This window comes from Tabrizicola sp. (assembly GCF_030694085.1).
Classification (GTDB): domain Bacteria; phylum Pseudomonadota; class Alphaproteobacteria; order Rhodobacterales; family Rhodobacteraceae; genus Tabrizicola.
In genome coordinates this window covers 1-1,648 of sequence record NZ_JAUXZE010000090.1, presented here as the reverse complement: position 1 = coordinate 1,648, position 1,648 = coordinate 1, and the positions used below count along the sequence as shown (strand labels likewise).

At 63.3% G+C, this 1,648-nt stretch carries 2 protein-coding genes; both read left to right on the top strand.

Annotated features, from left to right (window positions below; all coding sequences use genetic code 11):
• Window positions 1–464: 464 nt before the first annotated feature.
• Entirely contained in the window at window positions 465–935 is a 471-nt protein-coding gene (locus Q8M85_RS20730; protein WP_305548231.1) for a hypothetical protein, read from the top strand.
• 35 nt (window positions 936–970) lie between these two features.
• Window positions 971–1,648 (top strand): hypothetical protein (locus tag Q8M85_RS20725; RefSeq protein ID WP_305548229.1); only part of this gene is annotated, 678 nt, incomplete at its 3' end.

Below are 1,648 nucleotides of genomic sequence, written 5' to 3'. Positions count from 1 at the left end.
GCACCGTGGAGAAGGCTCAAACCAGCTGGTGCCGTGGCCTGCGGTCACTGCCGCCGCGCGCGCTTCGGCCACCCCGGCGCGGGCTGAGCGTTTACAACTTTACTGGTCTTGAGGGTTACAAATTTAGTTGTCTGGGCGCGGGAATTTTCGGCATTAACGAACCACGGGTGCCTAACCGTTATTAGGATGCCGTAAACTTAAACATCTCAAAAATGCAGAACCGTCCTGTACCGACCTGGACGTCCCACCTTTTTCATGGAAATCAACGACTTACAAAATTCCCACGGCCGCCCCGGTTCAAAACTGAGTGAGAAACGCATGAGCGCGCGTTCTCAGAAGTCCTGCAAACTTTCTCGGAAGAAATGCAAAGACCGGCGCGAGCAAAGCTCCCAGCGATCGGGCTCATGGCGCCACTGCCCTGCGAGTCCAACTGCATCACCAACCCGCCGAAACGGGGCTTGGACATGAACTGGGGCTTCTTCGAGGGGCTGGGCATGCTGGTTTTCACCTTGGTCGTGGGTGGCATCTGCATCGACCTCGCCGAGAGGCGACAAAACCGCCGGCACAACCTGGCCGTCCGACGACACACTCAGGCAGCCCAACCGCCCTCCCCTGGCCCCCTGCCCTCGCCTGACGCGCTGGAAGCGTTCCTGGCGCGCATGGAGCCGGTCCGCCGCGCGCTCTCGCGCATGACCGAGCAGGAGCGCGACCACTGGCACCGCAAGGCCCATGTGGCGATCAAAGAGATTCAGGCCATCGACGACTGGCTGCAGGCCATCAGCACGTGGGCGCCGCACCAGCGTGAGGCAGTCGAGCAGAGCGCGCAGGACAAGGTACAGACCCGCCAGCGCCTGATCATGGACTTCGCGCGCGGGGTGCTGCAGGCCACAGCGACCTCGCCCAGCGACGCCAACAGGCCTGCAGGCGAGATCTAAGACCGCAACCCCACACACGACCGACAGGAGGCCCCATGCAGGAAGATCCCACGCAAGAGACCGCCGAGGCCTTACCCGCGGTCGTGGAGCCGGTCGCGCTGGCCGCGCCGGCGTCCAAACGCGGGCGTGGGCGGCCGCGCAAGAACGACGCCGCCCCCCTAACCCTCGAAAAGGTCAAGCTGCCCAGGGGCAGGCAGGCGGGCTACCGAGTCCCGACCTTTGCCGACCTGGACGAACTCACCGTTGAAGACTTCTCCTTCGTGCGCGGCGTCGTCAACGGCATGTCTCCGCACGAAGCCTACGCCCGCTTCTACGGCAACATTCATTTCGACGCGCAGGGTGCCCCACTGGTACCCCATGGAGCCACCCTCAAAGCAACATTCGATCAGCTCGAGCAGCGCATCCTTGCAACCGCTCAGGCATCCGAGGACAAACGTCTGCAGCAGGCCGCCGCAGTGATCTCGCAGACCATCCCGGCCGAAGGTGCAGAGGCCGACAAGCGCGACATCAACGAGATCTACGAGGCGTGGTTCGACAGCCTGCCCTCCGCCGACTACTACGGTGAAGCTGAACTGCCCGAGCGCTTCCAGGAGTACCTGCAGGACAACGGGATCGAGATACGCGCAGCGCTGTCCTCCGAGGTCAGCCGCGCGGTGATCATCGACCGCAAGGTCAAGGCCATCAACGAGCTCCAGACGATCCTGGCCTACCGC

What these genes read in the sequence shown, in the direction of transcription:
- Q8M85_RS20730 (WP_305548231.1), top strand. Translation starts at nt 465, where the DNA reads ATGAACTGGGGCTTCTTCGAGGGGCTGGGCATGCTGGTTTTCACCTTG.